The organism is Epibacterium sp. MM17-32 (assembly GCF_022348205.1).
Classification (GTDB): Bacteria; Pseudomonadota; Alphaproteobacteria; order Rhodobacterales; family Rhodobacteraceae; genus Epibacterium.
The window spans coordinates 370979-393635 of record NZ_JAKRFC010000003.1 but is presented as its reverse complement, the minus strand read 5'-3'; the positions used below and the strand labels follow the sequence as shown (position 1 = coordinate 393635).

The 22657-nt window shown below is 65.3% G+C and carries 24 protein-coding genes; 12 read left to right on the top strand and 12 right to left on the bottom strand.

The window, feature by feature from the left end:
* Nucleotides 1-6: 6 nt before the first annotated feature.
* The 6 genes from MHM88_RS07665 to MHM88_RS07640 all read left to right on the top strand — a co-directional run bounded on the left by MHM88_RS07665 (nucleotide 7) and on the right by MHM88_RS07640 (nucleotide 6345).
* Entirely contained in the window at nucleotides 7-882 is an 876-nt protein-coding gene (locus tag MHM88_RS07665; RefSeq protein WP_011539411.1) for a F0F1 ATP synthase subunit gamma, read from the top strand.
* 20 nt (nucleotides 883-902) lie between these two features.
* Nucleotides 903-2327 (top strand): F0F1 ATP synthase subunit beta, encoded by a 1425-nt coding sequence (atpD, locus tag MHM88_RS07660; RefSeq protein ID WP_239320443.1) that lies wholly within the window; start codon nucleotides 903-905, stop codon nucleotides 2325-2327.
* A gap of 11 nt (nucleotides 2328-2338) precedes the next feature.
* Nucleotides 2339-2752, top strand: a complete 414-nt coding sequence (locus MHM88_RS07655; protein ID WP_239320445.1) for a F0F1 ATP synthase subunit epsilon — start codon at nucleotides 2339-2341, stop codon at nucleotides 2750-2752.
* 117 nt (nucleotides 2753-2869) lie between these two features.
* Nucleotides 2870-3226, top strand: a complete 357-nt coding sequence (locus tag MHM88_RS07650; RefSeq protein WP_239362239.1) for an H-type lectin domain-containing protein — start codon at nucleotides 2870-2872, stop codon at nucleotides 3224-3226.
* A 240-nt stretch (nucleotides 3227-3466) separates the two neighbouring features.
* Nucleotides 3467-3760 (top strand): hypothetical protein, encoded by a 294-nt coding sequence (locus MHM88_RS07645; protein ID WP_239362236.1) that lies wholly within the window; start codon nucleotides 3467-3469, stop codon nucleotides 3758-3760.
* 137 nt (nucleotides 3761-3897) lie between these two features.
* Nucleotides 3898-6345, top strand: a complete 2448-nt coding sequence (locus MHM88_RS07640; protein WP_239362234.1) for a heavy metal translocating P-type ATPase — start codon at nucleotides 3898-3900, stop codon at nucleotides 6343-6345.
* A gap of 21 nt (nucleotides 6346-6366) precedes the next feature.
* On the opposite strand, the gene MHM88_RS07635 is transcribed toward MHM88_RS07640, so the two are convergent.
* Complete coding sequence (locus tag MHM88_RS07635; protein ID WP_239362232.1) at nucleotides 6367-6951, bottom strand: hypothetical protein; 585 nt, start codon at nucleotides 6949-6951, stop codon at nucleotides 6367-6369.
* Between the two features lie 190 nt (nucleotides 6952-7141).
* Nucleotides 7142-7279, bottom strand: a complete 138-nt coding sequence (locus MHM88_RS07630) for a hypothetical protein (RefSeq protein ID WP_239362230.1) — start codon at nucleotides 7277-7279, stop codon at nucleotides 7142-7144.
* 275 nt (nucleotides 7280-7554) lie between these two features.
* On the opposite strand from MHM88_RS07630, the gene MHM88_RS07625 reads away from it, so the two are divergent.
* Complete coding sequence (locus MHM88_RS07625; RefSeq protein WP_239362228.1) at nucleotides 7555-8001, top strand: hypothetical protein; 447 nt, start codon at nucleotides 7555-7557, stop codon at nucleotides 7999-8001.
* Between the two features lie 143 nt (nucleotides 8002-8144).
* Here the strand turns inward: MHM88_RS07625 and MHM88_RS07620 are convergent, their stop codons facing one another.
* A complete protein-coding gene (locus MHM88_RS07620) occupies nucleotides 8145-9167 on the bottom strand; it encodes a ribose-phosphate pyrophosphokinase (RefSeq protein WP_011539399.1) in 1023 nt (340 codons plus the stop codon).
* Between the two features lie 104 nt (nucleotides 9168-9271).
* On the opposite strand from MHM88_RS07620, the gene MHM88_RS07615 reads away from it, so the two are divergent.
* The gene (locus MHM88_RS07615) at nucleotides 9272-9886 is read left to right on the top strand and encodes a 2-hydroxychromene-2-carboxylate isomerase (protein WP_239362224.1); all 615 of its coding nucleotides are present in this window, start codon (nucleotides 9272-9274) and stop codon (nucleotides 9884-9886) included.
* Complete coding sequence (locus MHM88_RS07610) at nucleotides 9883-10719, top strand: alpha/beta fold hydrolase (protein ID WP_239362221.1); 837 nt, start codon at nucleotides 9883-9885, stop codon at nucleotides 10717-10719. Before MHM88_RS07615 ends, MHM88_RS07610 begins: the two co-directional genes overlap by 4 nt.
* A 35-nt stretch (nucleotides 10720-10754) precedes the next feature.
* Here the strand turns inward: MHM88_RS07610 and MHM88_RS07605 are convergent, their stop codons facing one another.
* The 5 genes from MHM88_RS07605 to MHM88_RS07585 all read right to left on the bottom strand — a co-directional run bounded on the left by MHM88_RS07605 (nucleotide 10755) and on the right by MHM88_RS07585 (nucleotide 16393).
* On the bottom strand, nucleotides 10755-11225 hold the full coding sequence (locus MHM88_RS07605; RefSeq protein WP_239362212.1) for a YcgN family cysteine cluster protein: 471 nt from the start codon (nucleotides 11223-11225) through the stop codon (nucleotides 10755-10757).
* Between the two features lie 10 nt (nucleotides 11226-11235).
* Nucleotides 11236-12168: a bifunctional riboflavin kinase/FAD synthetase gene (locus MHM88_RS07600; RefSeq protein WP_239362201.1), complete on the bottom strand. Its 933-nt coding sequence runs from the start codon at nucleotides 12166-12168 to the stop codon at nucleotides 11236-11238.
* Nucleotides 12169-12689: 521 nt separating this feature from the next.
* Complete coding sequence (locus MHM88_RS07595; protein ID WP_239320470.1) at nucleotides 12690-13133, bottom strand: MaoC family dehydratase; 444 nt, start codon at nucleotides 13131-13133, stop codon at nucleotides 12690-12692.
* 210 nt (nucleotides 13134-13343) lie between these two features.
* Entirely contained in the window at nucleotides 13344-14219 is an 876-nt protein-coding gene (locus tag MHM88_RS07590; RefSeq protein WP_239362199.1) for a TIGR01459 family HAD-type hydrolase, read from the bottom strand.
* A gap of 179 nt (nucleotides 14220-14398) precedes the next feature.
* The gene (locus MHM88_RS07585) at nucleotides 14399-16393 is read right to left on the bottom strand and encodes a DEAD/DEAH box helicase (RefSeq protein ID WP_239362197.1); all 1995 of its coding nucleotides are present in this window, start codon (nucleotides 16391-16393) and stop codon (nucleotides 14399-14401) included.
* Nucleotides 16394-16626: 233 nt separating this feature from the next.
* On the opposite strand from MHM88_RS07585, the gene MHM88_RS07580 reads away from it, so the two are divergent.
* A complete protein-coding gene (locus MHM88_RS07580; protein ID WP_239362186.1) occupies nucleotides 16627-16959 on the top strand; it encodes a DUF1801 domain-containing protein in 333 nt (110 codons plus the stop codon).
* 126 nt (nucleotides 16960-17085) lie between these two features.
* Nucleotides 17086-17919: a M48 family metallopeptidase gene (locus tag MHM88_RS07575; protein ID WP_239362184.1), complete on the top strand. Its 834-nt coding sequence runs from the start codon at nucleotides 17086-17088 to the stop codon at nucleotides 17917-17919.
* Between the two features lie 76 nt (nucleotides 17920-17995).
* Here MHM88_RS07575 and MHM88_RS07570 read toward each other — a convergent pair whose 3' ends face one another.
* The 4 genes from MHM88_RS07570 to MHM88_RS07555 form a co-directional block, all read right to left on the bottom strand.
* Entirely contained in the window at nucleotides 17996-18232 is a 237-nt protein-coding gene (locus tag MHM88_RS07570) for a hypothetical protein (protein WP_239320482.1), read from the bottom strand.
* A 175-nt stretch (nucleotides 18233-18407) separates the two neighbouring features.
* Entirely contained in the window at nucleotides 18408-19328 is a 921-nt protein-coding gene (locus tag MHM88_RS07565; protein ID WP_239362173.1) for a manganese-dependent inorganic pyrophosphatase, read from the bottom strand.
* 215 nt (nucleotides 19329-19543) lie between these two features.
* Entirely contained in the window at nucleotides 19544-20566 is a 1023-nt protein-coding gene (locus MHM88_RS07560; RefSeq protein WP_239362170.1) for a TraB/GumN family protein, read from the bottom strand.
* Nucleotides 20563-21606: a TraB/GumN family protein gene (locus tag MHM88_RS07555; protein WP_239362167.1), complete on the bottom strand. Its 1044-nt coding sequence runs from the start codon at nucleotides 21604-21606 to the stop codon at nucleotides 20563-20565. The genes MHM88_RS07560 and MHM88_RS07555 overlap by 4 nt, the downstream gene beginning before the upstream one ends.
* Before the next feature lie 116 nt (nucleotides 21607-21722).
* On the opposite strand from MHM88_RS07555, the gene MHM88_RS07550 reads away from it, so the two are divergent.
* Nucleotides 21723-22427, top strand: a complete 705-nt coding sequence (locus MHM88_RS07550; protein WP_239362156.1) for a DUF2161 domain-containing phosphodiesterase — start codon at nucleotides 21723-21725, stop codon at nucleotides 22425-22427.
* Nucleotides 22428-22657: the final 230 nt, after the last annotated feature.

The following is a 22657-nucleotide window of genomic DNA, read 5'->3' as shown; positions in this document are numbered from 1 at the left end:
CAGCACATGCCTTCTCTCAAGGACCTAAAAAACCGGATCTCGAGTGTGAAAAACACTCGCAAGATCACCAAAGCCATGCAGATGGTCGCGGCGGCGAAACTTCGCCGCGCCCAGGAAGCGGCTGAGGATGCACGCCCCTATGCCGAGCGGTTCAATGCCGTGATGGCGGGGCTGGCAGCTTCTGTCGGTCAAAGCGATACCGCGCCCAAGCTCCTCGCGGGCACGGGCTCCGATCAGGTTCAGCTCTTGGTGGTCATGACCGCCGAGCGCGGCCTGTGCGGTGGCTTCAACGCCAATATCGCGAAACTGGCGCGTCAGAAGGTCCTCGACCTTCAGGCGGCGGGCAAGACCGTCAAGATCCTCACCGTGGGCAAGAAGGGCCGTGATGTCCTGAAACGTGAATTCGGCGATCTCTTCGTCGGCCACGTGGACCTGACCGAAGTCAAGCGCGTGGGCTATGTCGACGCGCAGGGCATCGCCAAGGACATCCTTGCACGCTTTGACGCGGGCGAGTTCGACGTTGCTACGATCTTCTACTCGAAGTTCCAGAACGTCGTGACCCAGATCCCGACTGCTCAGCAGATCATCCCGGCGGAATTCGATGCCGAGGGCGCCGAGGCGACCTCCGGTGTGGTGGATTACGAGCCCAGCGAAGAGGCGATCCTTGCGGATCTTCTGCCGCGCGGCGTCGCCACCCAGATCTTTGCGGGTCTGCTGGAGAACGGGGCGTCCGAACAGGGTGCCCGGATGAGCGCGATGGACAACGCTACGCGGAACGCGGGCGAAATGATCGACAAACTGACCATCGAGTACAACCGCTCGCGTCAGGCCGTCATCACCAACGAGCTTATTGAAATCATTTCGGGCGCCGAGGCGCTCTAAGAGACAACCGGAGACGAAACATGGCAAATGCAAAAGGCAAGGTGACCCAGATCATCGGCGCCGTTGTGGACGTCCAGTTCGACGGCGAGCTGCCGGCGATCCTGAACTCCCTCACCACCGACAACAATGGCAAGACGCTGGTTCTCGAGGTTGCTCAGCACCTCGGCGAGAACTCTGTCCGTACCATCGCGATGGACGCGACCGAAGGTCTCGTTCGTGGTCAGGAAGTCACCGACACCGGTGCGCCGATCACCATCCCGGTCGGCAACGCAACTCTGGGCCGCATCCTGAACGTTGTGGGTGAGCCCGTGGACGAAGGTGAGCCGATCAACGCGAAAGAGACCCGCGCGATCCACCAGCCTGCGCCCGAGTTCAACGAACAATCCACCGAATCCGAAGTGCTGGAAACCGGCATCAAGGTGATCGACCTGCTCGCGCCTTATGCGAAGGGTGGTAAGATCGGCCTGTTCGGCGGCGCCGGCGTTGGTAAAACCGTTCTCATCATGGAATTGATCAACAACATCGCAAAAGTGCACTCGGGTTACTCCGTGTTCGCGGGTGTTGGTGAACGGACCCGTGAAGGCAACGACCTTTACCACGAGATGATCGAATCCAACGTGATTAAGCCCGACAACCTCGAAGAGTCGCAGGTTGCTCTGGTTTACGGCCAGATGAACGAGCCTCCGGGTGCGCGTGCCCGCGTTGCTCTGACCGGTCTGACCCTCGCGGAACAGTTCCGTGACCAGTCCGGTACCGACGTTCTGTTCTTCGTGGACAACATCTTCCGCTTTACCCAAGCGGGTTCCGAGGTGTCCGCACTTCTGGGTCGTATCCCCTCCGCTGTGGGCTACCAGCCGACGCTGGCGACCGACATGGGTGCGATGCAGGAGCGTATTACCTCCACCAAGAACGGCTCGATCACCTCGATCCAGGCTGTGTATGTTCCCGCGGACGACCTTACCGACCCGGCACCTGCAACAACCTTTGCCCACTTGGACGCGACCACCGTTCTCAACCGTGCGATCTCCGAGCTCGGCATCTACCCCGCTGTGGACCCGCTCGATTCCTCGTCGCGCCTGATGGACCCGCAGATCGTTGGCGAAGAGCACTACAAAGTGGCCTCCGACGTTCAGCAGATCCTCCAGCGCTACAAGTCGCTGCAGGACATCATCGCGATCCTCGGCATGGACGAACTCTCCGAAGAGGACAAGCTGACCGTTGCGCGTGCGCGTAAGATCCAGCGTTTCCTGTCGCAGCCGTTCGACGTTGCAAAGGTCTTCACCGGGTCCGACGGTGTGCAGGTTTCCCTCGAGGACACCATCGCGTCGTTCAAAGCCGTTGTGGCCGGCGAATACGATCACCTGCCCGAAGGCGCCTTCTACATGGTTGGCGGCATCGACGAAGTGATCGCAAAAGCCGAAAAAATGGCTGCTGACGCGGCCTAAGGAGGGGCCTCATGGCTGATACGATGCAATTCGACCTCGTGAGCCCGGAGCGGAGCCTTGCTTCGCTTCAGGCCCGCGCGGTCCAGATCCCCGGCTCCGAGGGTGACATGACGGCGATGCCTTTGCACGCGCCGACGCTCACCACTCTGCGCCCGGGCATCCTGAAGGTCGACGCACCGGACGGCGCGTCGGAGTATCTCGTCACCGGCGGCTTTGCCCAGATCACCGAAGAGGGCCTGTCGGTCCTCGCGGAACGGGCAATTCCGATGGACGAGATGACCCGCGCCCATATGGACGAGCTCATCGAGGAAGCCCGCGCCATGTACAAGACCGCCAAGGAAGACGATTCCGAACACGGTCTGGTGGAAGACGCGGCCAAGCTGCTTGCAGACATGGAAGCGCTCGGGACCCACATGAGCCTCTGACACCACTGTCAGACGTCAACAGACATGAAACCGGCCTGCATGTTGCGGGCCGGTTTCTTTTTGGTAAGGCCTGGGTGATACTCTTCACCTGTTGAGGATCTGAAACCAGAGGTCGCCTTGCGCACCACCCGACTGCGAAATCCCCGTACCAGCATCGTTCAGGGCGATGTGGAGGTGTTTTCCGAGTTCGACTCGGGCGGCACCATGTGGACAGGCGAGGGGGAGCGGGAACGCCGCCTTCACCTGCGCTTTGATGAGGCCTTTGCGGCCCCGCCAGCCATCCACCTGACCGCCTCGCTGATGGACATGGACCACGCCGCCGCCTATCGTGCCGAACTGATCGCCGAAGAGATCACTGCCGAGGGCTTCGACGTGGTCTTTCGCACTTGGTCCGACAGCCGCGTCGCCCGCGTCCGCGCCGCCTGGATGGCCATCGGCGATATGCCGTTCGAGGATGACTGGGACGTGGAGTAGGGGGCCGCTGTGGCGACACGACAACCGCTGACATTCTGGCAGTGGCATTTTTCAAAGACCAAACGGTTCACGGTTATTCTCTTTGGGGCTTATGCGGCTGGGCCTTTTTGCGTGTGGCTGCTGATGAGTGGCGTTGCCGCGGCCTATGGGAGCGCCTATGTGGCGCGCCTACTGGTGTCGCTTTTTTATTGGGTTGTCCACTTGGGGGGTCTTTACTGGCTATTTCGCAAGGAAAGGCTGATGACGCCTGCCAAACTGTCCCAAGGCGATAAGATCCGGTTTAGGTCTATCCCGGACGATGTGGACGCAGACCAGATCCTGCACCCGATCGAGCCTGACACAAACGGCACGCCTCTGACGCAACAGAAGATTTTCTCCTATCTGGTGACATGCGGTGATGATTTTGCGGTCTATGACAGTGCCGAGGTGGGCGGCAAGGAATTGCATCTTCAGTTGCAGGTTGAGGATCGGATGCAGACCTATGTTCTCCCGGTCCCGGCGGACGACAGTTGGTATATCTCGCGCTATGCCTGAATTGTGAAGCAGGCGCGGCAATCACTGCGTCCGGAGGCCTGTTCCTCATGAGCGGCAAAAAATCTCACATCGCCCCTTGAGCCTCCAGTGACTGGAACCCCTACATGGAACACAACAGGCAATAACGGAGTCGTTCCATGACCCAACCGATCACCGCCCGCCTCTCGATTGAGGGCATGACCTGCGCTGGATGCGTGGGGCGTGTCGACCGCACCCTGGCCGCACTGCCGGGGCTCAGCGATGTCTCGGTGAACCTCGCCAATGAGACCGCGCAGATCACCGCCAACACCGCCGAGGCGCTGGAGCAGGCCGACAGCGCCCTGCGCGATCTGGGCAAACCGGCACGGCATCAGACCGTGCAGCTGTCCATCGCGGGCATGACCTGCGGCGGCTGTGTGGGCCGGGTGGAGCGCGCCATCAAGGCGCTGCCCGGTGTGGTCTCGGCCAATGTGAACCTCGCCGCCGAGAGTGCGCAGGTGGAGATCCTGCAAGGGGTGGTGACGCCCTCGCAGGTGGCGGCAGCCAGCACCGAGGCCGGCTATCGCGCCCGCCCGGCAGAGGCACGCGACAGTGAGGACCGCGGCGCCCGCAAGCACCGTGAGGCGCGCGATTTGCGTCGTCAGGTCTGGATCGCCGGCATGCTGACCCTGCCGGTGTTTTTGTTGGAAATGGGCGGCCACATGGTCCCGGCGGTGCATCACTGGATCGCGCAGACCATCGGCATGCAGACCTCATGGGTGATCCAGGCCGTGCTGACCACGGCGGTGCTGTTCCTTCCGGGGCGGGCCTTTTTCGCGCTGGGGCTGCCCGCCTTGCGCAAGGGCGCGCCGGATATGAACAGCCTTGTGGCGCTGGGGGCAGGGGCCGCGTGGATCTATTCTCTGGTGGCGACTTTTGTCCCGTCTCTGCTGCCTGCGGATGTGCGCGCCGTCTATTTCGAGGCGGCAGCGATGATCGTGACCCTGATCCTGATCGGCCGCTGGCTCGAGGCCCGCGCCAAGGGCCGCACCGGGGCCGCCATTCAGGCGCTGGTGGGCTTGCAGGCCCGTCATGCGCGGCGACTGACCAAGGATGGCCAGCCCGAGGATGTGGATGTGGACGCCCTTGCGCCCGGTGATCGCATCCTTGTGCGTCCCGGCGAACGCATCCCCACCGATGGCGAGGTGCTGGAGGGCAGCGCCCATGTGGATGAGAGCATGATTTCGGGCGAGCCGATCCCGGTGGAAAAATCCGCAGGCGCTGCGGTCACCGGCGGGACTGTGAATGGCGAGGGCAGTCTTACCGTCAGCGTGACCCGCACCGGGGCAGAGACCACGCTGGCGCAGATCATCCGCATGGTGGAGGACGCCCAGGGTGCCAAACTGCCGATCCAGAGCCTCGTGGACAAGGTCACCCTGCGCTTTGTGCCGGTGGTGATGGGGCTGGCGCTGCTGACGGTGGCGATCTGGCTGATGGTGGGGCCTGAGCCCACATTGACGAACGCCTTGGTGGCCGGGGTGTCGGTGCTGATCATCGCCTGTCCCTGCGCCATGGGTCTGGCAACGCCGACCTCGATCATGGTCGGGACGGGGCGCGCGGCAGAGCTTGGCGTGCTGTTTCGCAAGGGCGATGCGCTGCAATCCCTCAATGAGGTCGACATCATCGCCTTTGACAAGACCGGCACCCTGACCGAGGGTCGCCCGTCACTGGTGGCGCTGCACCCGACCGCAGGGTTTGACCGCGCCGAGGTGCTGGGCGCGGTGGCCGCGGTAGAGGCACGCTCCGAGCATCCCATCGCCCGCGCGCTGGTGACAGCCGCCCAGGACGAGGGCCTGACCCTCGCGGAGGTCAGTGATTTCCAAAGCCACACAGCCCGCGGTGTCACCGCCAAGGTTGCCGGGCGCGTGATCCATATCGGCAGCGCGCGACTGATGTCCGAGGCCGGGATCAGCGTCGATGCGCTGGCGGCAGAGGCGCTCGAGCGCGCCAACCGGGGGGAAAGCGTGCTCTACACCGCCATCGACGGCCAGCTTGCGGCGTTGCTTGCGGTGGCAGACCCGATCAAACCGACCAGTGCCGCAGCCATCAAAGCGCTGCGGGCGATGGGCAAGGATGTGGCGATGATCTCCGGCGACGCCCCCGCCACGGCAGAGGCGATTGCCCGCGATCTTGGCATCTCCCATGTGGTCGCAGGGGTCGCGCCTGAGGGCAAAGTGGCCGCGCTCAAGGATCTCGCCTCGCGCGGGCGCAAGCTGGGCTTTGTCGGGGACGGCATCAACGACGCACCGGCCTTGGCGCAGGCGGATGTGGGCATCGCCATTGGCACCGGCACCGATGTGGCGATCGAGGCCGGCGATGTGGTGCTGATGTCGGGTGATCTCGGCGGCGTGGTGACGGCGATCAATATCTCGCACAGGACGCTGGTGAACATCCGCCAGAACCTCGGTTGGGCCTTTGTCTACAACGCGGCGCTGATCCCGCTGGCGGCGGGCGCGCTCTATCCGGCATTCGGCATATTGCTCTCGCCGGTGTTTGCCGCCGGGGCGATGGCGCTGTCGTCGGTGTCGGTGCTGACCAATGCGTTGCGGCTGCGGCGGGCGGGATAGGCCAGGGGCGAGGGTCCGCCCCTAGAACACCGCACAGCCGGAGCCGATCACCTCGCCGGGGTGAACCTCGTAATGCGGCGCCGGGTTCAGGTATACCATCTGCACCGCGGTGATCCTGTACTGACACTGCTCGGCCTGCGCGGGGGTGACGGTCTGCCCCCCGACATAGAGGTCGAGCCAGATATGGCCGCGGGCGCCGGTGTGACAGGGGCCGTCCTGAGGCCGCGGGCCATCGCCGCAGGTGTCTTCGACCACCGCATATTTCCTGAGCCGGGGCAGGTAGAGCATCGTGCCGGGCGGAAAATCGAGGGTCTCGTGCGGCCCATGGAGCGCATGCCCCACCGCCAGGGTGATCGGATCGTCATGGGTGCCAGTGCCGCCCGCGCGCCGGTGCTTGACCGGGTGCGAGATGACGGCCGTGCCCGGCGGCGTGTTGTCCCAGAACCCGTATCCCGTGATATAGGCGGCAAAGCGCTGCTCTTCGGCCGCCGCGCTCGACACTCCGGCGAGGCTGGCCAGGAGAGACAGGACAAATCGGGCAGGCAGGGCGTAAGAGGCGCCACAAGAGAGGCCGGCGCGGCAAAGAAACCGGTGTCCGAGCATCATCAGGGGTCTCCTCGATCTGAAACTGTGCGGTCGCGCGTCACACCGCCGCCTCATGCATCCAGAGAACAGCATATGAGGGCGGGTCTGACAACTGCTGGCAGAGCCGGAGGCATGGGCCGACGCCGAAGACAGGTATTTTATCGACAATTTTACGCAAATCCGCTGAACGGCAGCAGCACCAGCGCCGCAATCAGGAAACGCGACCAGGCCACCACCACCGGTTCGACCTCCTTGCGGTCAGCGGCTTGCCGGCGGCGTCGCCCAGCACCACGCAGGTCACGGTGGTGAAGACCAGGGCGGCAAGGCGCAGGAGGACGACTGGTCTCATGGGGCAGCTTTCGTATGGGGAGAAGACCCTATCAGGCGTTGTGGGCGCTTCAAACCGCGTTCTGCGCGATGTTGTGGCATGTGCGTGCCGTGTTTGGAGGGGGGGCATCATGCGGCCCAATTGGGTTTTTCCGGGAGAATACCAAACCGGTCCGGCATATGCGGCAGAAGGATCACCTCAATGCGGAAATAGGCGTTGCCAACAGGCTCGCACTCAGCTGACCGTCAGCTGTGTGGGACTTTGCTACCGTTTGTTTTCTGACTAACCTGCTTTGTATGAAACACAACAAGCTTCACGGTGTCGCTCACAATTACGCTGAGTCAATAGCAGGCGGTTTAAGTTTTATCGTGCCTCTTCAAGTCATTCAGGTGGACGTCTTTGCTGAGGCTGCATCTAATAACAACGGGTATTTGGTCGCGGATTTTCTAACAGGAAAACTACAGGGCGCCCTCCCAAAAGGAGAAGTCGAGCACGCCTTACCCTTGTTTAAAAGCGCTTTTCCTGGGTTCTGCGAGAAGCACAATGTCGATGTGTCGGACTACAAAGCGTTTTTGGTGCGGTTCATAGCGGATACCGACGGTATCCGTTTTGTCGTTACGATTGAAGATCGCACTGGGCGTCGATCCTCTCGCGAATACGTTGGAAGCCAAAGCAAACGTTCAGAAACGCTCGACAAACTTGGTAGGCGTCGCCCAAAGATTCTGGACACTCCACTAGACTAGTCGGCCTAGTAGGTTCGGGCTCACCCCCGCCCTTAGCGCGCGCAGCGGACAGACGCAGGTATGGCAGGTTACACTTTGAGGGCTGTCCGCAGAAAAACACCCCACGACATCTCGCGGGGTGTTTTGATGAGATCTGAGGGATCTTAGCTCTGGCTGTTGTAGAGCGACTCGTAGATCGGGATCAGGGTCTTGTCCTCAAACAGCGAGGACACCGAGGTGCCGTGCCAGATGTTCAGGATCGCCTGGGTGAACAGCGGTGCGGTGGGCACGATGCGGATATTGGGCGCGTCGAGGATCGGCTGGGTGGGCTGGATCGAATCCGTCAGCACCAGCGATTTCATCACCGAATTGGTCACGCGCTCCACCGCCGGACCGGACATGACCCCGTGGCTGATGTAGGCGTGCACTTCCTTGGCGCCGTTGTCGAGCAGGATCTGCGCCGCCTTGCACAGGGTGCCGGCGGTGTCGCAGATGTCATCGACGATCAGACAGATCTTGTCCTTCACGTCGCCGATGACGGTCATCTCGGCAATCTCGCCGGCCTTTTCGCGGCGCTTGTCGACGATCGACAGCGGCGCGTTGATGCGCTTGGCCAGCTCGCGAGCACGCGCCACGCCGCCCACGTCGGGCGAGACCACCATCAGGTCGTCCATCTGGTCCTTGAACTGCGCCTTCACGTCCAGCGCGAAGATCGGGCTGGCATAGAGGTTGTCCACCGGAATGTCGAAAAAGCCCTGGATCTGCGCGGCGTGCAGGTCCATGGTCAGCACCCGCTCGATGCCGGCACCGGTCAGCATGTTGGCGACCATCTTGGCCGAGATCGGCGTGCGGGCCTTGGTGCGGCGGTCCTGGCGGGCATAGCCGAAGTATGGAATGACCGCCGTGATGCGCTGAGCCGAGGAGCGGCGCAGCGCGTCGGCGATGATCAGCAGCTCCATCAGATTGTCGTTGGCCGGGTTCGAGGTCGGCTGGATGATGAACATATCCTCGCCGCGCACGTTCTCGTAGACTTCGACAAAGATCTCGCCATCGTTGAACCGTTCGACCCGAGCGTTCACCAGGTCCTGATCGACCCCCCGGTGCATGCTCATGCGGCGCGAAATGGATTTGGCGAGAGGCAGGTTTGCGTTCCCAGAGATCAACTTGGGTTCGTTCAAGGTCGGCATTGGCTGTTTTTCCCCAGGCAGCAATGTGACAGATTCGTGATATTGAACCCCGCTTAACACGCACATAGTCTCGGGCCTAGTTCTAAGCACGAGGAATTCATCCCATGTCCGCCTCCGCCCCCGCAATCGACTATTATTTCTCGACTCTGTCGCCATTCAGCTACCTGGCCGGGCAGCGTCTGGAGGAGATCGCCGCCCGGCACGGGGCGTCGGTGACCTACAAGCCGTTTGACATCATGACGCTGTTTGCGCGCACCGGCGGCACCCCGCCCAAGGACCGCCATCCGGCGCGGCAGGACTACCGGTTGATCGAGCTGGAGCGCCAGTCCAGACGCAGCGGCCTGCCGCTCAACCTGGCGCCTGCGCATTGGCCCACCAATGCCGCGCCCTCGTCCTATGCCATCATCGCGGCGCAGAAGGCCGGCGGCGGTGATCTGGGCGCGCTGGTGCATGGCACCCTGCGGGCGGTCTGGGCCGAGGAGCGCGATATCGCTCAGGACGATGTGGTGAAATCCCTGCTGCAAAGCGCCGGTTTCGACCCCGCGCTGGCGGACAGCGGCCTTCTGACCGGCGCGGAGATCTATGCGCAGAACCTCGAGGATGCTGTCAACGCCGGTGTCTTTGGCGCGCCGTTTTATGTGACCGCGGATGGGGCGAAGTTCTGGGGGCAGGACCGGCTGGACGATCTCGACTGGCATCTTGGGGGGCAGGGGGCGTGAGCCTGGATCTCGCGGGGCTGCCGCAACAGGTCTATCACCGCTCCTTCGGCACCGGCCCGCGTCCCGTCGTGGCGGTGCATTGCTCGCTGGCGCATTCGGGCGCCTGGCGGGGGCTGGTGGCGGCGCTGGGCGAAGATCAGGTGAGGTTCGAGGCCTTTGACATGCTCTCGCATGGCAAGAGCCCCGATTGGGACGGGCAGGGCCTGTTGCAGCAGCGCAATGCCGAGGCCGGGGAGCGCCTGCTGGAGGCGGAGGCCGCGCGCGTCGGTGGCCCTGTCGATCTGGTCGGGCATTCCTTCGGCGCCACGGTGGCGCTGGCGATGGCACAGGCCCGCCCGGATCTGGTGCGCAGCCTTGTGATGATCGAGCCGGTCCTGTTTGCCGCGACCCAGGCGCACAACCCCGCGGCCCTGGCGCAGATGCGCGCCGATCACATGGCGGTGCGGACCTCCTACGAGGCGGGCGATGTGGACCATGCCACGCGGCTTTTTAACCGTGCGTGGGGCACGGGACATCCCAAATGGCCGGACCTGCCGGAGCGTGCCCGCGCGGCGATGGTGCGGTCTTTTCCGGCGGTGATGGAGTGCGACAGTCAGGTCTATGAGGACGCGGCGGGGCTGCTGGCGCCGGGCGCGCTGGAAGCGCTGCCGATGCCGGTGCTGGTGATGCAGGGCGGCGCGACCCAGCCGATCATGTCTGCGGTGACATCTGCACTGTCGGCGCGGATGCCGGAGGCGCAGATCGCGGTCATCGAGGGCGCGGGCCATATGGTGCCAGTGACCCACCCCGAGGCGGTGGCCGAGGTGATCGGGGCTTTCTGGCCCGAGGGATGAGCCTCTGCTGATCGGCTTTTGGGGCGGTCAGCCCCCTAGACGGGTTCCTCGATGATATAGTCTTCCCATTCCTCCAGCGGCGTGTCGAATTCCGACACCGTCATGCCGCGCACCGAGACCCCGGCGCGGTGCACGCTGTCCGGATCCCCCGTCACCAGCGGGTGCCAGTCGGGCAGGGGTTTGCCCTCCCACAGGCGGCGATAGGCGCAGGTCTGCGGCATCCAATAGGCGTGGGTATCAAGGTTTTCGGGCTTCAGCACGATGCATTCGGGAATGAAACTGTGCCGCGTCTCATAATGGGCGCATTGGCAGCTCTGATCGTCCAGCAGGCGGCAGGCCACGCGCGTCAGCGCCACCTCGCCACTGTCTTCGTCTTCCAGCTTGTTGAGGCAGCATTTGCCGCAGCCGTCACACAGCGCTTCCCATTCGCGCGGCGAGAGTTTCTTGAGCGGTTTCTGTTCCCAGAACCTGGGCGCAAGCCCGTCCCGGTCGATCTGATTGGTCATGTCGGCCCTCTCAGAGCGTTTTGAGGATGGCGCGGGCCTGATCGCAATCGGCCTGCATCTGGGCGATGAAGGGCTCCAGCCCGTCAAAAGTCATCTCGGGGCGCAGATAGTCCACCAGCCCGACGGACAGATGTGCGCCATAGAGGTTGCCCTTGAAGTCAAAGAGATAGGTCTCGATGTTGGGCTGATCGCCGTCAAACATCGGCCGCACCCCGACGGAGGCGGCACCGTGGTAGCTGCCCTTATGGGGGCCGTCGAGCACATCCACCAGCACCGCATAGACGCCAAAAGCAGGCGGGTGCAAACCGTCGATGGACTGATTGGCGGTGGGAAAGCCAAGCTCGCGGCCGCGCTGCTCGCCGCCGATCACTTCGCCTTCGATGCGGTGCCAATGGCCCAGCATGGCGGCGGCGTCGCGCGGGCGGCCTTCGCTCAGGGCAGTGCGGATCGCGGTGGAGGACACCGTGTGTTCGGAATATTCCATCAAAGGCGCGATGGTGACGCCAAAGCCCATCTCTTGGCCGAAGCGCTGGAGATCGGCAGCAGTGCCTGCGCGGCCCTTGCCAAAGCAGAAATCGGCACCCACCACCACATGCGCCAGCCCCAGACCTTCAAAGATCACCTTGCGGGCAAACTCCTCGGGCGTCAGCGACGACAGCGCGTGGTTGAAATTCAGCTGATAGAGCTTTTCAACGCCGATCTTTTCCAGCCGATGCGCGCGCGCCTCTGCCGACATCAGGCGAAAGGGCGGGGCATCGGGGGCAAAGAACTCGCGCGGGTGCGGCTCAAAGGTCATCACCCCCAGGGGGGCCTCCGGTGCGGCCTGCCGCGCCAGATCAATGACCGAGCGATGGCCGCGGTGAACGCCATCGAAATTGCCGATCGCGACGGTGGCCCCGCGATCCTGCTCTTCGACAAATTGATAGTCCCGGATGATGCGCATGGCGCTTCCCTAGCTCCCGGCGCGACGCGGCGCAAGGGCGCTGTGGCCGGAGGTGGGCCATGTCGCCCGACAGGCGCGTGAATTCCACGGCTTACGGGCCAGAGCCAGAGAGAGAGCCGGTCCCCTCCGTTTCAACTTCTCATAAATATCCCCGCCGGAGGCTTCATTGTCGCGGCAGTCGACCCCGGTCTGAAGGGGCGTTGCACTGCCGCCGTGCGCCCGTTTCACCGGGATCTCATTTGATCGGGCTAGACTGGCCGGGATCGATCAGACGATGGGGGCGCGGGACGGCTGTGGGCAGCACCGCGCCAGAGGAAGACCGGCCCCGATAAAAAGGGGATGGTGTTGCAGATGCAGGATCAGCAGGCCGTGCGCGGCCTGTCCCCCTTCCGTGCCAAAGCGGTACCGCGACCCGTCCTGAATTGGACAGATCACCGGCTCCGAACAAGAAAATGACCCGGCTTCATCGTCGGTCCCCCGTCCGGGAGGGCTCCCGTGGCGGTCAGACGTGCTGGCTTGTGTCAGTCGAACTTGCGCGAGGGGGCCATCACCATGGCCTCGCCCACCAGAACCTTTTGGCCCTCGACGATGCAGCGGCAGTCCAGTTTCACCCGGCGCTTGTCGATCTGGATGTCGGTCACCTCGACCTCGGCCAGCACCAGGTCGCCGGGGCGCACGGGGGCGAGGAATTTCAGGTTCTGGCTCATGTAGATGGTGCCATGGCCGGGCAGTTGCTCGCCGATCACCGCCGAGATCAGCCCGGCGGTCAGCATGCCGTGGGCGATGCGGCCTTCAAAGATAGTGTCCTGCGCATAGCCGTCATCCAGATGCACCGGGTTGCGGTCGGTGGAGACCTCGGCAAACAGCTCGATGTCGCGGTCGGTGATCTGTTTGCGCAGGTAGCGGGTCATGCCCATCTCGATGTCTTCGATGCAGATGGTGCCGCGGGGGAAATTGTCCAACATCCTGGCCTCTTTGGAAGTGTGGCGGCGCAACAAATGGACCGCGTGTGTGCTCTAGTGGTAATTTTATTACCTCGCAACCGCAGAAAGTCAAGCCCGCCCCTCGGATCCATGTGGCGCAGCCATCCCGGCGGACGCCCTGGCGGGCGACAGCAAAAGGCCCGCCCTCTCCTGGCGGAGAAGACGGGCCCGATTGGCACGGTGGCGCCGGGGTTAGCGCAGAAAGCCGATGCTGTAGGTCGGGGCGACCTGTTCCTGCGCCAGATAGGCCTCCAGCGCGGCCGGGTCGGGCTGCCGGTCGGTCTTGGTGTCCTTGGCCGCGAGGCCGCCGGTGATGAACAGCGTATCGACGCCTTCGCCCATGCCGCCGGAGATATCCGTGTGCGGGCCATCGCCGATCGCCAGGATCTCGCGGTCGGCGATGTCATGGCCGATCTCGCTCAGGCGGCGCCGCGCCAGGTCGTAGATCGGCGGGTGGGGCTTGCCGAAATAGAGGCTCTCGCCGCCCATGTCGGTGTAGAGTTTCGCCAGCGCCCCGGCGCACCATTCGCGCACCTCGCCGCGGTCGACGATGATGTCGGGATTGGCGCAGAGCAGCTTCATTCCCATCTGCTTGGCGTAGAGGAACTCCGCCCGGTTCACTTCCGGATCGGCCAGGGTGTCGAAGGGGCCGCAGCAGACGATGCCTTCGGCCTCCTTCAGGGGCACGCGTGTGATCTCGACGGGGTCGTGGATCACCTTCATCGGTTCGAAAAAGCCCGCATCGCGCTGCCATTCGCCCATGAAATAGACCTTGGTGCCCACCGCCCCGGTGAACATCGCCGCGCGGGCGGAATCGCCGGAGGTGGCAATGGTGTCATAGGCGTCATCGGGCACGCCGAACTGGCTCAGCTGCTCGGCCACACCGGCGCGGGGTTTGGGCGAATTGGTCACCAGCACCACCACGCCGTCGGCCTTGCGATAGGCCTGCAGTGCCGCAACCGCGTCGGGATAGGCGGTGATGCCGTTGTGGACGCAGCCCCAGAGATCCACGAACAGGGCCTTGTAGCGGTCGGAGACCTCGGAAAGGGCGGAGATGATCTGGCTCATGGCGGGGCCTCATGCAGGGTTGGGAGTGCCCTTCCTATGGCAGAGGCGGCGGCGTTTGGCTAGGGGCAGGCGGATGGTGCCCATCGCGTGGTCAGGCGGTCACGGATGGTCAACCGGATGGCAAAACAGCGCCCCCGGGGCGAGGACGCTGTTTTCCGTTTCAGATCGGGCGGGGGCCCTCAGCCCTTGCGCCCCGGCGGGGTAAAGCGCTTGGAGGTGTTGGACGCATCCGCACCCCGGCGGGCCTTGTTCTTCTTGCTGTTCGGTTTGCCCTTGGGCGGTGGCGGGCCCTTGGGTTTGTCGAATTTCGGCTTGTCGCTGCGGGGCTTGTCGCCACGCGGTTTGTCAAAGGCGGGTTTGTCACCGGCGGGGCGCGGCTTGGCGGGGCGGGGTTTCACGGGGCGGTCGGTGGCGTCATCGCGATCCCGCCCGCGGTAGGGCTTGCGCGGGCCCTTGTCGTCGCCTGCGCCCTTGCGGTCACCGCCGCCCTTGTAGTCACCACGATCGCCGCCCTTGTAGCCCGGCTTGCCGCCGCCAAAGCCGCCACGGCCACCGCCCTTGCGGAACGGAGGCTTGCTGCGCTCGGGCAGGTTCGGGGCCTCGTTCAGCCGCTCCAGTGCGGAGCCGTCATCCAGCGCCATTTCGCCGCCGAGCGTCGCCATGAAGCCCTCGACCTTGTCCTCGGCAATCTCGGCATAGCTCTTGTCGCCAACGATGCGGATGGCGCCGATGGCGGATTTGTCGATGCCACCGGCCTTGCACAGCATCGGCAGCAGGCGGCGCGGATCGGCACCGGCATCGCGGCCGCCGTCGATGGCAAACCAGACCGAGGGGCCAAAGGGCGCGCGGTCCTCTTTCTTCTTGCGGCGGTCCATCGCCGCCACATCGGTCAGCTCTTCCGGGGCGGAGCGGGCGGCGGACCAGAGCCGCAGATAGCCGGCGGCCAGCTGCTCGGGCGAGAAGCTCTCGACCAGTTTGGCCAGTGTCTCCTGCTGGCTTTCGGGGGCCTCTTCGGTCCAGACGGTATCGGACAGCATCCGCTCCAGATCGCGGCCGCGGACCTCGTCGGCGGAGGGCGCATCGACCCAGTCGGCCGAGAGTTTGGCGTCGCGCAGCAGGCGCTCGGCCTTGCGCACGGAGCGCGGCGTGACCATCAGGGCGCTGGCGCCCTTGCGGCCCGCGCGGCCGGTGCGGCCAGACCGGTGCAGCAGGGTCTCGTGGCTTGACGGCAGGTCGGCATGCACCACCAGATCGAGGTTGGGCAGGTCGATGCCCCGGGCGGCCACATCGGTGGCGACGCAGATCCGGGCGCGCCCGTCGCGCATCGCTTGCAGGGCGCCGGCGCGTTCGGATTGCGACAGCTCGCCGGACAGGGCCACCACCTGAAATCCGCGGTTCGACAGCCGCGTCAGCAGCCGGTTCACCGCGGCGCGGGTATTGGCAAAGACGATGGCATTGGGGGCCTCGTGATAGCGCAGCACGTTGATGATGGCATTCTCGATGTCATGCGGCGCAACCACATGGCTCAGATAGGAAATATCGCTGTGCTGCTCGGATTTGTCGATCGTCGAGATCCGCTGCGCATCGGTCTGATAGGTCTGTGCCAGGGTGGCGATCGGCTTGGACACGGTGGCGGAGAACAGCAGCGTCTGGCGTTCTTCCGGGGTTTCTTCGAGGATGAACTCCAGATCCTCGCGAAAGCCCAGGTCCAGCATCTCGTCGGCCTCGTCCAGCACCACGGCGGCAACACCGCTGAGGTCGATGGAGCCGCGGGTGATGTGGTCGCGCAAGCGGCCCGGCGTGGCGACCACGATATGGGCGCCGCGTTCCAGCGCGCGGCGTTCGTCGCGCATGTCCATGCCCCCGACGCAGGAGGCCAGCACCGCGCCCGCCTCGGCATAGAGCCAGCTCAGCTCGCGCTTGACCTGCAACGCCAGTTCGCGGGTCGGGGCGATCACCAGCGCCAGCGGGGTTGTGGCGCGCGGGAACTGGCCGTCATCGTCGAGGATGGTGGGGGCGATCGCCAGGCCAAAGCCCACCGTCTTGCCCGAACCGGTCTGCGCGGACACCAGAAGATCCGCCCCCGCCAGCGCCGGGTCTGAAACCGCCTCCTGCACAGGCGTGAGAGAGGTGTAACCACGGCGCTCCAGCGCCTGCTGCAAGGTGGGTATCAAGAGGGGGATCCGTTCGTATCACAAAGAGGGCGCGGTCCTGCGCCCGTTGGGTCAAGATCGCGCGTATAACGCAAGGATGCGGGTTTGTATAGCGCCAGTCGCACCGCAGCGGCGCATGGCTGCCTTGCACGGGCCGCGCTGTCTGCGGCGCGGGCGGGGCCGCGCGGCTTGACGCTGCCGGGGCGCAGACGCATGCTGCCGCCACATCGAGGCCCGCAGCAGGGAGAGCAGAAATGACCACGCTGACCGTCGCGGAGGCTGAGGCGATCGACGCCGCGCTCCGCCTGATCGTTGCCGATCTTGCGCCGGACGCGCGATACCTGCCGAAATACGGCGGCGTTGTGATTGCGCCGGACCCGGACAGCGACCGCTTTGTTGGCGGCATCTTTGTCTATACCGGGCATGTCTCGCTGGAGTTTTCCGAAGGCGCGCGATTCGACGATCCCGCCGGGCGGCTGCAGGGCAAGGGCAAGGCGCGCCGGCACCTGAAATTCCGCACTTCTGCGGATGTGGCAGCGCAGGACACGCGCGGGTTCCTGGCCCAGGCCCTGTCGGTGCCGGGCTGACAGCGCCGGGCTGATCGTGCTGGGGTGCCGGTGCCGGGTTGACAGCGCTAGCGGCCTCTTGTGACGGGCGCGGAGGCTGCTAATCTGCGGCCCTGACACAGCAGTCCGGTTTGGAGCGATACGGCGATGACAATCCTGCGGTTTTCCCGCGTTGCGATGCGCAGTCTTGCGGTGGGCGGGGCGCTTTTGCTCGCCAGCGCCTGCGGCACCACCTACCAACTGCCCGACAGCAGCGGCGCCCATGCCGATCAGGCGCGGGCGATGTTCGCGGCGGCGCGCAATGCCCCCCGGCCGGCGGCCCTGTCGGCGGCGGCGGCAGAGGCGCGGTTTGCCCGGGTGGCGCCGCGCATTGCGCGCACCGGGCGCAGTACCTGTCAGCAGCTGACGGCGGATCGGCCCGGGTTCAACTGTGACGTCGACATTGCCATCGACCGCGACATGAAAGAGCGCAACGCCTATTTCACCTATCAGGGCAAACAGCCGCTGATCCGCATCTCGCTGCCCTTGATCCGCGACACCGCCAGCGATGACGAGGTCGCCTTTGTGCTGGCGCATGAATACGGCCACCTGATCGGGCGCCATATCGAAAAGCAGCAGCAACAGGTGTTGGCGGGCGCCTTGCTGGTGGGCGCTATTGCCGGGGTCGCAACGGCCGCTGCCGGGGATTATGACGGCGGCGCGGTGGAGCTGGGGCTGGGCGTTGGCGCGGCTGCGGGCTCGATCGCCTACAGCAAGGCCTATGAGCTGGAAAGCGACACCCTGGGCACCCGGATCGCCGATGCCGCAGGCTATGACCCGGTCGAGGGGGCCAAGTTCTTTGCCCGGGCGGAACCGTCCCGGGGCAGTGGCGGCGGTTATTCGTTCTGGGGGACCCATCCGCCGGACGAGAAACGCGTGGCCACGGTGCTGGCCACAAAGGCGGAGATCGACGCGCAACAGGATCTGCGCCGGGCGCAGTAAAAGGCCCGCGCCCGCGCCTGCACCAGCCCCGGGACGGGGCGGAACCGCAGGGATCGCGGGGTCGCGGCCACCGCGCTCAATCCGGTTGCGAGTATTTGCCGCTGAGTGGACCGAGGTCGATCATCCGGGCATGGGCGCGGCGATTGTCGCGCTCCACCACGGTGTGTTCTCCGGCCAGCAGCCAGACGATGAACCACAGGAACCCGCCGGCCAGATAGACCAGCACCAGGGTTTCGCGTTCCACCGTCAGGATCAGCACCAGCCCCGCCACAAAGGCGACCAGCTTGGCATTATCTAGCAACATACGACTCATCACGCATACTCCATCCTTGCCCCCAGGGTAGAATAGCAGGGCTTTAGATCCTCTTAACCGGCGCAAAAGGCGTGGAGCCGGGTCCATCAGAGCAGCCGGAAGAGCAAAAAACGCCCCCTTTTGCGCAAAAGGGGGCGTTTCGAATGCAGGTGTCAGCCCCGGCGTGGGGCCCGGATCACAGCTTGAGGTTGGGGATGATCTGTTTCTTGCGCGACATCACGCCCGGCAGCACCACGGTGTCGCCCGCGACGGTGGCGTCAAAGCTCTTCTCGGCCACGGTCTTGACCAGATCATTGGGCACCAGCAGGGTGGCTTCTTCCTTCAGGATGTCGACCACGAACAGCAGCACCTGATCGACGCCATCCTCGGCCTGCACGGTCTGGAAGGTCTCCATCAGGCTGTCCTTGCGGCCCAGCGGGATCTCCGGCGCGGTGGTTTCCAGCACGGAGACGCGGAATTTGGTGCCGTCGACCTCGTATTCCTTGGAGTCCATGCGGATCAGCTCGGCGTCGGAAAAGGCGGAGACGTCGGATTTGGCGGCAAACATCTCGGCGGCATAATCGGACAGGTCGAGGTCCAGATCCTTGGCGAATTTCTCGGCCACGGCGCGGTCATGCGGGGTGGTGGTGGGCGAGCGGAACTCCAGCGTGTCGGACAGGATGCAGGTCAGCGCCGCGCCCTTGATGTCGTCGGGCATGCGGTCGATGTCGGTGCCCATCAGGTCGTGCATGATGGTGGCGGTGCAGGCCAGCGGGCGCACGGTGATGTCGATCGGACCCTTGGTTTCCAGGCCGCCGACCAGCTTGTGGTGGTCGATGATGGCGCGGATGTCGGCGCTGTTGATCGAGGCGGGCAGCTCGGCGGGGTTGTTGGTGTCCACGATTACCACCGGCGCGTCGGCCTCGACATCGGCGATGATCTCGGGCTGTTCAAAGCCCCAGCGCTTCAGCATGAAGGCGGCCTCGGTGTTCGGCGCGCCCAAGAGGACGGGGGTGGCGGCCTCGCCCTTCACTTCGTTCAGGTACCAGGCCCAGATGATCGCGGAGCCGGTGGAATCGGTGTCGGGGGATTTGTGGCCGAAAACTTGAATGGTCATGGGGTCAATCCTGTCTGTCGAAGTCTGTTGCCGCGCCTTATAACAGGGAGGCATGGTTTGTCACCCCGCGTCAGCCGCGTGGCCGGGTCCTGCGCAATGCATGGCTTGGCGCTGGGTGCAGACCGGGGGCGGGACGCTATGCGCGCCGGTTCTCTGGCCTTTGATAGGACCACCGGCGAGGGCGGGCCGGCCGGTCCTGCCGGGCTTGGTGGGCGTCAGTCCGGCGCCCGGCGCAGCTGGTAGCCCGCCTGCTGCAACAGGTTCAACACCCCGCTGTCTCCCGCCAGATGCGCGGCGCCAACGGCCACCATCAGGCGCGGTTCCTGCCGGGCGCGCAGGCGCTGCACCCAGGCGCGGTTGCGCCGCTCCAGCACCACCCGGTCAAAGCTGGCCAGCAGTCGGTGCACCTCGCGCCGGGGCACGTCGAGATCACGGTAGCTCATCCAGAGCATAACGATGCGGCCCTCGGTCAGCCTGTTGTCGAAATAGGCTTCGGAGAGGGTGACATAGAGGTCCTGATGCCGGGTCTCGCTGCGCAGGTCGTAGCGCAGCATCTGCACCTGATCGCTGAGCGGCATCGAGGCCAGTGCGGCCAATCCCGCCTCCGGCTCTTCCAGGCCCAGCGTCGGGGTGCCGGCGGTTCGGGCGCTGCGTTCGATGCGGTCGTCGAGTCCCCGCCGGGCGCCAAAGCCGCGCTTGCGGCAATCGGTGCCGGTGAGGAAATCGGAGAGATACCACGGCTGCATGCGGGCTGCGGCCTCGGCGGTGATGCCATGGCTCGCCAGCCGGGCGGTCAGGCGCTGCCAGTCGGCAGCGGACATCATCCGGTCAAGGCGCTGGCCCGGGGGCAGCAGGAAATAGCGGGCAAAGGCGCTCTGGTCGCTGTCGGCGGCCAGCATCTGCGCTTCGGTCACTTCGAGGAACACCGCATCGGCGGCGCGGATCAGCGGGCGCAACGGGCGCATGATCGCAAACATGCGCGCATCGCCGCTGTGCTGGGTGCCGATGATGTCGATGCGCTGGCCGTCGCGGGTGGCGATCCAGTGGTTGCCAAGCGCAAAGGGCACCTTGGCAAGCTCCGCTTCCAGCCGCGCGCGGGCGTCGGGCGTCAGATGCGGGCGCAGGTCGATGCCGTCGCAGGCGGCGCTGGCCGGATCGGCCCCGGCCCAGAGGGGCAACGCCGCGACCGCCAGGGCGCAAAGACCGCGGCGCAGCGCGCCGGCCAGGGCGCGTCTCACAGCGGCACCTGCTCGATGCGGTAGCCGGCGGCCTCCAGCAGCGCCAGCACACCGTCGTCACCGGGCAGATGCGCCGCCCCCACCGCCACCACCAGCCGGCGGCCCTCGGTGGCCTCGATCACCGGGATCCAGTCCCGGTTGCGCTGATACAGAAGCAGCTCCAGCAGCTCCGCCACCTGCGCCTCCCGTTCGGCCCGGGGCAGGGGGCTGTCGGCGCGCAGGAACTGTTCCAGCTGCAACAGGGTGTATTCCTGCACCGCGCCGTCAAAATAGCTCTCCACCATGGTGTAGAAGTCATCCGGCCCCACTCCCATCATGGCGATATAGCTGCGCAGCTCGGCCACTTGCTCCTCCAGCGGGGCGGCGTCGAGCAGGCGGAACAGCCGCAGCGGATCCTCCAGCGACAGCATCGGCACCTCCGCAGCCTCGGCCACCTGCATCAGCTTGGCGTCGAGCCCCTCGGTGACGTCGCGGATGCTGCGGGCGCAGCGTGGCACCGACAGCGACATCGACAGGAACCAGGGGCGCATCTTGGCCGCCATGAAGGCGGGGATGCCGGCGGCCTGCGCCTGATCCGCGATCTGTTGCCAGTCGTCGGCGGGCATGCGGTCAATGAGGCTGGGCCCTTCGGTGATGAAAACCATCGACGGGGTGGTGCCCAGGGTGCGGTTCAGCCGCGATTTGTCGGCGGGGTTGACCTCCAGCAGCACCGCGTCGGCGGCCTCGATCGCCGGGGTCATATGCTGCACCAGCCGGTCGTGGCGGGGGTCGTTCAGATGCATGGTGCCGATGATGTGCAGGCGGCGCTCGCCCCTCGTGGCGATCCAGCTCAGCCCTTCGGCATAGGGGGTTGCGGCCAGCTCCGCCGCCACCTCGGCACGCAGCGCCGGTGCGGCGGTCTCGCGCAGATCGGTGCCGGTGCAGGCAGCCCAGAGCGGCGCCCCGGCCAGACAGGTCAGCCCCGCCAGGACCAGTGCGCGCACGGGCTGTCGCAGGCCGCCGCCGCCAGTCCATGCGCCGCGCCGCGGGACAGACCGCATCCGGGCCGCCCGCAGTGGGCGGAGACGAGAGAATAATCCGATCATGACACACCGCTCGAAATTTTACCGTTGCCGCACATTGCCATTGCCTCACGGCCGGGGCAAGCATGGCGGTGATGGAACGTGAACAGGATCTCTACGCCCCGGTCAAAGCGCTGCTCGAAGCACAGGGCTATACGGTCAAGGGCGAGGTGGGCGCCGCCGATGTGGTGGCGATCCGCGGCCAAGAGCCGCCGCTGGTGGTGGAACTGAAACTGCGCTTCTCGCTGGGCCTCTTCCATCAGGCGATCGCCCGGCTGTCGGTCTCGGATACGGTCTATATCGCCGTGCCGCGCCCCACCGGCAAGACCGCCCGCCGGGCGCTCAAGGACAACCTCGCCCTCTGCCGCCGCCTCGGGCTCGGCCTCATCACCGTGCGCGCGGATGGCCGCACCGAGGTGCAATGCGATCCCGGCCCCTACGCGCCGCGCAAATCGAAGGCGAAGACCGCCCGGCTCCTGCGGGAGTTCAGCCGCATCAAGGGCGACCCGAACACCGGCGGCACCACCCGGGGCGGCATCGTCACGGGCTATCGCCAGGATGCCCTGATCTGCGCGGCCTACCTGGCGGAACATGGCGCCGCGCGGGGCGCCGAAATCGCCCGGGCGACCGGGGTCTCCCGCGCCACCCAGGTGATGTATTCCAACCACTACGGCTGGTTCGAACGGGCGGGGCAGGGGATCTATACCCTGACCGAGACCGGTGCAACCGAACGCCACGCCTGGCCCGCCCCGCAGCTGCCCGCCCCTGCGCGGGCCGCGGACGGTGCAGCCCCGCCTTGATCTTCAGCTTTTTATAAATATCTCGGGGAGCGCGAGGGGCTGGCCCCTCGCTCCGACCGCGGCCCACCGCCGGACGTTCGGCGGCCAGGTTCCGCCCGCCGCCGGGTGCCGCGAAAATTTCCTCAAAATTTCTCTGCCGTCGCAGTTGACTCGGAAAAAGCCTCTGCCTAACTATCCCGCAGTTAGCACTCGACTGAGGTGAGTGCTAACGTCTCCGCGGCCCATGACGG